Raw genomic sequence first — 10,190 nt, forward strand, 5'->3', positions numbered from 1 at the left:
CGACCCGCTACAACCAGCTGGCCGTCCGCTACGAAGCAACAGCCACCATCGCCGCGATCAACAAATGGCTGCCCCGATGAACTTCCCAAACAGGCCCTAGGTGGATGCGCTATGGGGACGTAATGAAGTAACAAATACGTGATCGAGAGCATCATCGCAGGTCACAGGCCTGTGGAGGGTTCGAAACGCGCAAGTTATTTCATTTCGACTCCTAAGAGACGCACGTCACAACGTCATAAGCCGGGTAGCATCGGCCACAATAGCGATCTCCCGGGAGGGGTCTTGTCCAGTAGCCCGGAACCCAAGGCCACGTACTTCGCGGATCCCGACGAATGGCGCAGCTGGCTGGAGGCCAATCACGAGACGGCAGGTGAGGTGTGGGTCGGCTTCTACAAGAAGGGAGCAGGCAGAACCGGCATCACGTGGGCCCAGGCGGTCGACGAGGCGTTGTGCGTGGGGTGGATCGACGGCAGGCGCCAGCGGGTGGACGAGCAGCACTACGTCATCCGGTTCACGCGGCGCAAGCCCGGCAGCGTGTGGAGCGACGTGAACCGCAGGCGTGTGGCGGAGCTGCGTGCCGAGGGGCGGATGCGGCCCGCCGGGGAAAAGGCGCTCCAGGATCGGTCCGAGGCGAAGGCCGGGTCGTATTCCTACGAGCAGAACGGGGACTCTGTCGCCTTCGAGCCCGACCAGGAGCAGCGGCTGAAGGCCGACGACGCGGCGTGGACCTTCTTCCAGAGCCAGCCAGCCTCTTACCGCAAGGCCGCCATCTGGTGGGTGACCAGCGCCAAGAAGGACCAGACCCGGGCCAAGCGGTTCGAGCAGCTACTGCAGGACTCGGCCAACGGCCGCACCGTGCCTCCTCTGACCCGACGCGGGTGACCAACGCGAGTGACGAACGGCGTACCTGGCCCCCAGCGCACGTGGCCGCCGACCTCACCACCAGGGCAGCACGCCGGTGGCGGGCACCTTCGGCAGCGAGTGCCGGTCGTCGGTGCCGGCCGGCTGCTCCACCTGGCGCACCGCCTTCTCCATCCGCCGCACCAGCTCCTCGAGCACCGGGCACGGCGTGGCGACGTTGAGCCGGACGAAGCCCTCGGCCCCGTACAGCCTGCCATCGCTGACCGCGGCCTTGCCCACGTCGAGGAAGAACTGGCCGAGGTCGGCGATGCCCAGACGGTCGGCCATGCGGCGGCAGTCCAGCCACGCCAGGTAGGTGCCGTCCGAGGCGTGGTGGGTGACGTCGGAGCCGAAACAGCCCAGCAGGTCAGCGAGTATCCGCTGGTTCCCCTCCAGGTAGCGCATCGTCCGCCGCAGCCACAGGTCGCCGCCGGCGAACGCGGCGACGCTGCCCTCGACGCCCAGGATGCCCACGCCGTCGCGGTCGCGGGGCCGCATACCCATCAGGCGCTCGTGGTCGGCGGGGCTGCCGGGTACGGCGAGCGCGCACTGCAGGCCGGAGATGTTCCAGCCCTTGCTCGCCGACATCGCGGTGACCGACGAGGTGGCCGCGGCCCCGGGCAGTGAGGCGATCGGGACGTGCTCACGCCCGGCGTACACCAGGGGCGCGTGCACCTCGTCGGAGATCACCACCGCCAGGTGCCGCTCCGCCAGCCTCAGCACGGCGCGCAGCTCGGACTCGGTGAACACCCTGCCGGTCGGGTTGTGCGGATTGCACATGAGGCTAGGTGCTGGCCCCGTCGGCGAACGCCTTGGCCAGGCCGGGCAGGTTCAGCCGCCAGCCGTCGTCCCGCAGCTTCATGCCGTTGGGCACCAGCACGCGCCCGGCGGCGGTGACAGCCTCGAAGAACGGCGGGTAGGCGGGGACGTCCACCACCACCGCGTCCCCCCGCTCGGTGAACTGCTCCAGCGCGACCTCGACCACCCGCATGGTGTCCGGGAACGGGATCACCATCGCCGGATCCACCGACCAGCCGAACCGGCAGCGCAGCCAGTTCGCGAACACCGACTGCAGCTGCGAGCTGGTGGTGAAGGTGTAGGCGTAGCCCAGGTCGCCGCGGTCGAGCGCGTTGCGGATCGCCTCGAGCACCGGCTCGGCGAGCGGCAGGTCCATCTCCGCGAGGAACGACGGCAGCACCTCGGCCGAGTACCGCTGCCACTTCTCACTGCGCCGGGCGCTGAGCACCTCCAGCCCGAGCGCGTCCAGCATCTGGTCGTCGACCATCTCGTCGTGCGCCGCCACCGGTCCCCCTCACCACGCGACGGGCAGCTCGCGCACACCGTGGATGCCGAACACGTGGTGCCAGAACGGCACCTCCTCCGGTGCGACGGCCAGGCGCAGGCCGGGCACGCGCTCGAACAGTCGGCCCAGCACCACCTGGAGCTCCACCCGGGCCAGGGTCTGGCCGAGGCACTGGTGCGGCCCGAACCCGAACGCGACGTGCCCACGCGCCGAACGCCGCACGTCCAACCGATCCGGGTCCGGGTAGACCTCCGGGTCACGGTTGGCCGAGGCAAGCTGGCACACCACGCCGTCGCCCGCCCGGATGCGAACGCCGCCCAGCTCGACGTCCTCCAGCGCCACCCGGCTCATGCCGATCTGCATCGCGGTCTGGTGACGCAACAGCTCCTCCACCGCGTTCACCACGGTCGCCGGGTCGTCGCTCAGCACGGCGAGCTGGTCGGGGTGGCGCAGCAGCAGGGCGGTGCCGGTGCCGATCATGGTGGCGGTCATGTGGTGGCCCGCGGCGAGCAGCAGCCACGCCACCACGGCAACCTCCTCACGGTCCAGTTCGCCGGTGGCGACGTGCCTGACCAGCAGGCGGCTGACCATGTCATCGCCGGGCTCCCGCTCCTTCGCCGCCACCAGCCCGTTGAGATGCGCGAGGATGTCGTCCTTGGCGCGCGTCATCTCCTCGACCGAGCTGCGGCCGTTGACCAGGATCCGGGTGCTGGCCTCGAACAACTCGTGGTCCGCGCGCGGCACCCCCAGCAGCTCGCTGACCACGGTCGACGGCACCGGGTAGGCGAGCATCGCCATCAGGTCCACGGGCGGCCCGGCGGCGAGCATCGCGTCGATCCGGGCGTCGGCGATCTCGGTGATCCGGGCTCGGGACAGCTCGGCCTTGCGCGCGGTGAACTCCACTCCCAGCATCCGCCGGTACCTCAGGTGCTCCGCACCGTCCGCGCGAACGAAGGTGCCCCGCAGCACCTGCGGCGCGGCCTGCCGGAACATGCTGGGGAAGTTCGGGCGCCCGCTGTCCGCGCTGAACCTGGGGTCCTCCAGCACGGCACGCACGTCGCGATGCCTCGTCACCACCCACGCCTCCTGCCCGCTGGGCAGCAGGGCGCGGAACACGGGTTCCCGTTCCTGCAACGCCCGATAGCCGGGGGGAAGGTCGAACGGGCATCCTGGTGCCTTCTCCTGAGGGAAGGGCACCAGCTTCCGGGTCGTGTCCGATTCGGCCGTGCTCATCGCCACCTCCGTCTCGCGGGCGCTCACGCTAGGCAGTTCGGGCCTGGCGCTCTGCCCAGAACTGAGCAGTCACGCGTCGGGGTGGGCGAACACGACCGCGGTGTTCAGACCACCGAACGCGAAGCCGTTGGACAGGGCGAACCCGAGCGCGGCCGGCTCCGCCCGCGCGCCCGTGAACCGGCACACCGGGTCCACGACATCGACCAGGTTCGGGTTGGGGTGCACATAGCCCCCCCCGCACCTGGAGCGCCGTCGCCACCGCCTCCACCACCCCGGCCGAGGACAGGCAATGGCCTGTCAGCCCCTTGGTCGCGTTGACCCGCGGCCACGGTCCGTCGCCGAAAACCGCGCGCAGCGCGGCGGCCTCCACGCGATCACCGGTGGGAGCCCCGGTTCCGTGCGTGCTGACGTAGTCCACCCCGGACGGCGCGATCCCGGCTCGGTCCAGCGCGAGGCGTATGGCCCGCGCCTCGCCCTCGGCCGACGGGTCGGCGAGGTGGTTGCCGTCGAGCACGGCCGCGTGCCCGGCCAGCCGCACCACGGCCGCCGCGCCGCGCGCGGCGGCCGACGTCGCGGTCTCGAGCATCACACAGGCCGCCGCCTGACCCGCGTGGAACTCGCGATGGCGGCGGTCGAACGGCGCGGCGGGCCGCTCGCCCTGCTCCGGGCTGGCCGACGCCATCGCGCCGATCAGCAGGAAGCCCTGCTGCTGGGCCGAGGACAGCTCGGTGAGCGCGCCGACCACCAGGCACGCGTCGAGCGACCCGTCGGCCAGCATCCGGGCAGCGGTGATCAGGCCCACGTTGCCGCTGGCCGACGCGCCGCCCGCGGCGCAGCCCTCACCGCGCAGGCCGAGGACGCGGCTCAGCGTGCCCACGTGATCGGTGTCGTAGTGCCGCAGGGCATACCGGGCGGGCACCCGGCCGGTATGCGCCGCCTCGCTGTAGCTTTCGGTCAGGTTGCTTCCCGCCACCACGACACCGACCCGCTCGGCGGGCGGCCCCGTCTCGGCCAGACCGGCGCCGACCCACGCCTGCACGGCGGTGGCGGTCGCGGCCCGCACGGGCAGCGGCGCGCGGCCCGCGGTGCGCACGGCCAGGCGGCGCAGGGCGTCCGGCACGTCCTTCATCGCCGCCAACACGCGGTCGAGGTCGAACCCGTCGAGGCGGGCGGCGAACGCGGGGCCGATGTCCGGCGGCGCGGGCGCCGGACACGCCGCCAGCGCCACCCGGCCGTCCCGCAGCGCGTCATCGAACGCGCCGACGTCCGGCGCGAGCGCGCCGACCTGGCCGAGCCCGGTGACCACAACGCTCACGAGTAGGTCCGCATCACCCGTACCAGGGCGCCGATGTCATGGCCCTGGTGGAACTCGTGCACGGGCACCGTGATCCCCAGCTCCTCCATCGTCAGGGTGACGATCTCGGCCCGGTCGATGCTGTTGCAACCGAGCTCGGACAGCGTGCGGTCCCAGGTGAAGCCGCTTTCCGGCAACTCGGGCACGACCTCCAGTGCGATGCGTCGCAGGGCTTCGAAGACGCGGCGGTCCTCGTCGCCGTCCAGTTCGGTCACAGCGACTCCTCAGATCCACTCGTACTGTCGGTGGTAGCCGCGCACCCCGGTCAGCGCCAACAGCTTCGGCCGGTTCACCACCCGGTCGAGCAGCCCGGCCCAGGCGTCGATGTCGACGTCCCGGTCGGCTACCGGCCGCAGGCACCCGGCGGCCTCGGCCTGCAACCGCCGGTACTCCGTGAAGTCGACCGGGGCGCGGTCGGCCAGGCGCCGGGCGGTGGCCGCCTCCCGTACGGCGGCCACCGACTCGGGGCCGACGACGCCGCTGTAGAACTCCGACGCACAGCCGGAGCCGTAGGAGAACACGCCGACCCGCGCGGGCACGGTGTGCTCGACCTGGTCGACCAGGCTCGCGAGCGCCAGGTACACCGACCCGGCGAACACGTTGCCGACCTCGCCCGGATAGACCAGCGACGGCGCGACCCGGCGGGCGAAGTCGCGGTCGATCTCCGCGGCGCCGGCCCGGTGCAGCCGGCGCATCATCCGGCGGTGCCCGGCGCGCACCAGGCCCGCGAACGGCGTGTGCATCACCAGGTGGTCGAAGGTGGTGGCGAAGTCCGCGCCCTCGACCACGGACCGGTAGTCGGCGAAGCTGTGGTACAGGCATTCGAGGTAGGCGACCAGGGAGCGGTCGGCATCAGCGATGTCGAGGTCGGGCGCGGGGCGTGCCGAGTCCAGCGTCTCGAAGCTGTGCAGTCCGTAGGCGCCCGGGTCCGGGGTGAACACCCGCGGCCGGTCACCCAGCAGCAGGGCCACCGCGCCGGTGCCGGTGACCGGCTCGGCGTACCGGGCTCGCTCGTCGGCCAGCGACACGTCGGTGGAGATCAACAGCGCCTTGGCGCCCGGCGGCCCGGACGCCAGGTAGCCCAGGCACAGCTGGAGCGCGGCGGTGGCCGAGTAGCACGCCTGTTTCATCTCCACGACCCGGCAGCGGTTGCCCAGCCCCAACCGGTCGTGCACGTACGACGAGATCGACTTGCTGTAGTCCACGCCCGACTCGCTGGTCACCACCAGCAGCTCGATGGCCCGCAGGTCCGCCTCGGGCACCCGCGCGAGCAGCGGCGCCGCGGCGTTGACCGCGTTGGTCACCGGGTCCTCGAAGGGCAGTGCGACCGACCGGCGGTGCATCTCCAGGTTGCCGAACCGCCGATGGTCCAGACCACGCCCGTCGAACACGGCCCGTACCTCCACCGCGAGGCTGCCGCCGTAGACGTCCAGCGCCTCGATGCCGACCTCCGTCATGTGCCCTCCCCCAGCTCGACCTCGGACACGAAGGCCGCCAGCACGTCGGACACCTCGCGCGGATGTGTGACGCTCGGGAAGTGCCCGGCGTCGGGCAGCTCGTGGTAGCGGGCGTCGGGTATCGCCCCGTGCATCAGGTGCGCGGTCTTGAGCGGCACGATGCCGTCGAGCCGCCCGTGCACCACCAGCGTCGGCACCGGGATGTCCGGCAGGCGTCGCAGCAGGTCCGGCTGCTCGGCGAACACGTCCAGATACCGCAGGCCGATGTGTGGCGCCATGCTCTCGCAGCGCAGCAGGTGTTCCAGGTACTCGGCGCGCCGCTCCGCCGCGCCCTGGACGCCGGCCGCCACCAGACGGTCGACGTCCTCGGCGACGATCCGTTCCAGCCGGTTGATCTCCCCGACGCGGTTGGCGTACCGGTAGGAGCTGCACAGCAGTGTGAGCGACCGCGCCCGGTCGGGGTGGGCCAGCACGAAGCTCTGCGCCAGCAGCCCTCCGAACGACGAGCCCACCACGTGCACCGGCCCCGGCACGCCCAGCCGGTCCAGCGCCGCCCGGTACAGGTCGGCGATCCCGGCGAGCGAGATGTCACCGGCGGCGGTGGTCGCGCCCACCCCGGGGTGGTGCACGACGACCAGGCGGAAGCGGTCGGACAGCGCGGCGAACTGGCCCGCGAACACGCCGGCACCGATGTTGAACGGCGGCATCATCAGCACCACCGGACCGGTGCCGCGGCTCAGCACCTCCACGTCGCCGTCGGGCAGGCCGAACACGTCCTGACGGGTGCCCGGCGCGGCCGCGCGCATCACGGCCAGATTCGCCGACAGCGGCCGGTAGCCCTCGTCGAGCGCCTCCCGCACGTCCCGCGGCACCCCGGACACCGGGTGGTAGCGCGCCTGGGCCGCCTCGGCGACCCCGAAGTGCGACCCGCCGCCGGCCTCCACCAGGTCGACGACGTGGCCGGGGTCGGCGAACAGGGCTACCAGCCGTTCGGCGGCCTCGTCGACGAACGCGGCGTCCGCGCCCAGGGGCACCGCCAGGCGAATGATCGTGCCGTCACCGGACAGGTGCGGCCCGCCGCGTACCCCCGTGCCCTCGTAGAGCCAGGCCAGGCAGGCCTGCACGGGGTTGCCGAACCCGGCGAACCAGGCCACCCGGCTCACGTCGAGCAGCACGCAGTGCGCCGACGTCCCCTCGACCAGGGGCACTCCGCCCGCGGTGAGCCGGCCGCGCAGCCGCGCCACCAGCCCGACCCGCTCGCGCACCAGATCCGCCATCGGACCGGGGTCGGCGAGCGCGGCCGCCAGCATGGTCCGCGCCGACAGGTTCGGCCCGCGTCCGCGGAGCACCACCTGCTCGGCCAACGTGTCGTCCGAGGTCACGACAAGACCGCCGAGGTCGACACCGAAGTCCTTGGACAGGCTCAGCGTCGCGGCCTGCGCCAGCCGGAGCGCGTCCACCGCGATGTCCAGCGGGTCGCGACCCCGCTGCCCGGGTTCGTGCGCCGAGATCAGCACCGCGTTGTCCAGCAGCCGTGTGGCGTCCAGCACGGTCGGCACCCCGTTGTCGCGGGCCAGCTCGACCGCGCCACGCAGGTTCGCCAGCGACATCGGCAGACCGCCGGTCGCGTTGCACGCGGGCTCCAGGACGACGAACGACACGTCGTCGCGGCGGCGCAGTTCGTCGCCGAGGACGGCCAGGTCGACGTCGCCCGCGAACGGACCGTCGCCTGGGCACGTCGGCAGCGGCGGGGCCGGGGTGAAGCCGAGATCGACCAGGTTGAACAGCCAGGTCGGGAACAGCGAGTTGTGCAGGACGGTCCCGCGCCGCCCCGGCCAGGCCCGGCACAGCGACGATTCGGCGGCGCGGCCGCTGGCGGTGAGCACCTGGTGCGGCAGCGGAGACCACGGGGCGACACCTGCGTCGTCACCTGCGTCGTCGTGGGTGCGGGCGGTGGCCCGGTCGGCGAGCTCACGCAGGCGGGGCGGCATCCACGGGTCCGTGCGCTCGGCCCACGAGTCGGTGATCAGGTCGATCTCGACAAGATGGTGCGGGATGCGTACGGGATTGTGACCGTGCGCGAGCAGCACGGTCGAACGGTTCCGCCGGACGGCGCTCCGATCCGGTGGGGCCGCGTTCGTCGGGGCGACGACCGGCTCGGCGGGCACGGTGACCGGTGCTGTCGCTGGTGCCACCCCCGCGAAGGTCGGAGCGCGCGGCGTCGTCGCGGCCGTCGCGCCCACCCGCGGCTCGGAGGCCCGCGCGACCTCCGGGTCGGCGATCATCAGGATCACGTCGGCGACCGGGGCGACATCCCCGCCGGTCGGCTGCACCAGGTACAGCGGCAGGTTCTCGGTGCCGAACTTCTTCTTGAACTGGTAGTTGCCGCTGCCGAAGATGCCGACCGAACGCAGCTCGTCGAGCGCCTTCTCCACCTCCGGCGACGCGTTCGGCGACTCCGCCACCCGCACGCCGAAGCTCGCCCCGAAGCTGAACACCCGGCTGCCTTCCCGGGCCAGCAGCCCGATGACGCGCACGATCGCGAACTCCAGGCCACCCAGCGGCATGTCGTCCGGATAGAACTCCACATCCAGCAGGTAGCCGTCCTCGAACGGGATCTTCGCCACCACCACGGCGTTGATCAGGTTGCCGTCCACATAGGTGAGGAACACCCGGTGGCCTTCGGGCAGTGCGCCGCGGACCAGCTCGTCGCGCACCCGCCCGACGTACGGGTTGACCATCCGCTTGCTCGTGGCCCACCGGTCGAGCAGCCCGGCCAGGGCCGCGTCCGTCCGCGCGTCCGCGCCGCTGGTGTACTCCTCGACCCGGCACTCGCGGGCCCCCCGCTCGAAGCGGCGGACGAGGTAGCGCAGTTTCGAGCGGCGCCCGCCCTCCAGCGAGAACGAGTCGATGCTCTCCAACCTCTGCAACGCGCCGAACGGCGTCGCGGTGCACGGTTGTCCGTCGAGCTCGTCCAGCCGCAGCAGGGACAGCAGGTTCGGGCGCCGCCCGCGAGCCCGCAGGAACCGGGCGTACTCGTCGGCCAGCGCGGCGAACCGGTCACCGGCGCCGACGTAGCTCCACACCAGCAGGTCCCGACCTCGGCGGGAGCAGGCGAAGTAGCCGGCCCGGTCCCGGCCCAGGAACAGCACCGGCGCGATGTCCCGGCCCGCCAGACCGGTCTCCCTGCCGTGCACGGCGTCCAGCTCGGCGACCAGCCGCCGCAGCGCCGGGTCCCGCGCAACCTCTGCCCGCGTGATCAGCAACGCGCCGCCGGCGGCGCCGGCCGGTGGTTCGGAGGTGGGCGGTGGTTCGGAGGTGAGTGGGTCGTCGGCGGGCGCGACGCGCAGCAGCGTGTCGGAGCCGTGGTCGGCGGCCAGGTGTGCGGCCAGGTCGGCGACGGTGGGCCGGTCGAACAGCAGCGTCTTGCGCTGGCTGCCGAAGTGCTGCTCCAGGGCGCTGATCGACCGCAGCATGTCGAACGACGTGAAGCCGTTCTCCTCGAAGGTGCGGGTGGGGTCGAGGGGGCGGTCGAGGGTCCTCTCCAGGAAGCGGACCAGGGCCTCCTCGGGAGCGGCCCGCGACGCCGCCGCCGGTTCCGCTGAGCCTGGTGCGGCGGCGGCCGGAGAGTCGGCCGCGACCCGATGGCCAGCCCCATCCCCGGATGCCGGTGCGGCCCCGGACGCCGCCCCGGTCCGGAAGGTCGTCGCGATCCGGGCGCTGAGCGCGGGCACGTCGTCGTACTCGTACAGGTCCGCGCCGCGCAGGTCCACGTCGTAGACGTCATTGAGCGTCCGGGAGACGTCCATCCGGAACACCGAGTCCAGGCCCAGGTCGGCGAACGACTTGTCCCCCACCTCCTGCGGTGTGACCCCCAGGACCTCGGCCACGACCGCGCGCACCACCTCGGCCACCTCGCCGGGATCGGCGGCGGCGGCGGGGG

8 protein-coding genes are annotated in these 10,190 nt (G+C 72.4%); 1 reads left to right on the forward strand and 7 read right to left on the reverse strand.

The features are described from left to right. The first annotated feature begins 282 nt into the window (after nucleotides 1-282). Nucleotides 283-882: a YdeI/OmpD-associated family protein gene (locus tag ACY5KJ_RS13030; RefSeq protein WP_462203451.1), complete on the forward strand. Its 600-nt coding sequence runs from the start codon at nucleotides 283-285 to the stop codon at nucleotides 880-882. A gap of 54 nt (nucleotides 883-936) precedes the next feature. Here ACY5KJ_RS13030 and ACY5KJ_RS13035 read toward each other — a convergent pair whose 3' ends face one another. From ACY5KJ_RS13035 to ACY5KJ_RS13065, 7 genes are all read right to left on the reverse strand, one after another. Further along, nucleotides 937-1,680 carry an aminotransferase class I/II-fold pyridoxal phosphate-dependent enzyme gene (locus ACY5KJ_RS13035; protein WP_462203452.1) on the reverse strand — a complete coding sequence of 248 codons (744 nt, stop codon included), beginning with the start codon at nucleotides 1,678-1,680 and terminating at the stop codon, nucleotides 937-939. Between the two features lie 4 nt (nucleotides 1,681-1,684). Then, nucleotides 1,685-2,203, reverse strand: a complete 519-nt coding sequence (locus ACY5KJ_RS13040; protein ID WP_462186292.1) for a beta C-S lyase family protein — start codon at nucleotides 2,201-2,203, stop codon at nucleotides 1,685-1,687. A 9-nt stretch (nucleotides 2,204-2,212) separates the two neighbouring features. Then, nucleotides 2,213-3,436, reverse strand: coding sequence for a cytochrome P450 (locus ACY5KJ_RS13045; protein WP_462203453.1), 1,224 nt, complete (start codon nucleotides 3,434-3,436; stop codon nucleotides 2,213-2,215). 28 nt (nucleotides 3,437-3,464) lie between these two features. Next, nucleotides 3,465-4,751: a beta-ketoacyl synthase N-terminal-like domain-containing protein gene (locus ACY5KJ_RS13050; protein ID WP_462203454.1), complete on the reverse strand. Its 1,287-nt coding sequence runs from the start codon at nucleotides 4,749-4,751 to the stop codon at nucleotides 3,465-3,467. Beyond that, nucleotides 4,748-5,005 carry a phosphopantetheine-binding protein gene (locus tag ACY5KJ_RS13055; protein ID WP_462186295.1) on the reverse strand — a complete coding sequence of 86 codons (258 nt, stop codon included), beginning with the start codon at nucleotides 5,003-5,005 and terminating at the stop codon, nucleotides 4,748-4,750. Before ACY5KJ_RS13055 ends, ACY5KJ_RS13050 begins: the two co-directional genes overlap by 4 nt. Nucleotides 5,006-5,014: 9 nt before the next feature. Then, complete coding sequence (locus tag ACY5KJ_RS13060) at nucleotides 5,015-6,247, reverse strand: hydroxymethylglutaryl-CoA synthase family protein (RefSeq protein WP_462186296.1); 1,233 nt, start codon at nucleotides 6,245-6,247, stop codon at nucleotides 5,015-5,017. Further along, nucleotides 6,244-10,190: alpha/beta fold hydrolase (locus ACY5KJ_RS13065; protein WP_462203455.1), on the reverse strand; the 3,947-nt coding region annotated here is incomplete at its 5' end. The genes ACY5KJ_RS13065 and ACY5KJ_RS13060, both read right to left, overlap by 4 nt.

The sequence above is a fragment of the Frankia sp. CcWB3 genome, from assembly GCF_977927595.1.

Bases quoted from the DNA above. Each gene is read 5' to 3' on its own strand.
- ACY5KJ_RS13035 (WP_462203452.1), bottom strand. From the start codon at position 1,680: ATGTGCAATCCGCACAACCCGACCGGCAGGGTGTTCACCGAGTCCGAG.
- ACY5KJ_RS13045 (WP_462203453.1), bottom strand. From the start codon at position 3,436: ATGAGCACGGCCGAATCGGACACGACCCGGAAGCTGGTGCCCTTCCCT.
- ACY5KJ_RS13060 (WP_462186296.1), bottom strand. From the start codon at position 6,247: ATGACGGAGGTCGGCATCGAGGCGCTGGACGTCTACGGCGGCAGCCTC.